The sequence below is a fragment of the Psychroserpens mesophilus genome (assembly GCF_050617655.1).
Taxonomy (GTDB): Bacteria; Bacteroidota; Bacteroidia; order Flavobacteriales; family Flavobacteriaceae; genus Psychroserpens; species Psychroserpens mesophilus_A.
This window is the reverse complement of record NZ_JBODQC010000241.1, coordinates 1-261: the sequence shown is the minus strand read 5'-3', so window position 1 is coordinate 261 and position 261 is coordinate 1. Positions and strand designations below refer to the sequence as shown.

1 protein-coding gene is annotated in these 261 nt (G+C 35.6%); it reads right to left on the bottom strand.

Annotation, left to right across the window (positions count from 1 at the left end; translation table 11 throughout):
• Positions 1-261 (bottom strand): L-threonylcarbamoyladenylate synthase (locus tag ACRHNM_RS17125; protein WP_431137848.1); only part of this gene is annotated, 261 nt, incomplete at both ends.

Sequence of the window (261 nt, the reverse complement as noted above, 5' to 3'; positions counted from 1 at the left end):
TCTGGGATTATAGATTTCTTTTTTAAAACCAAAGTTATTGGTCCAGGCCAAAAAGCCTCAGCTAAGAGTTTTGCCTTTTCAGGAATCGCATCAACAATGGTTTCCAAATAATCTATATTAGGAATATGAACAATCAACGGATTAAAAAAAGGGCGTTCTTTAGTTTCAAAAATGGCCTTAACCGCTTTTTCTGAAAAGATATTGCCAGCCAAGCCATAAACTGTTTCGGTTGGTATGGCAACAAGCTCTTCATTATTAAGA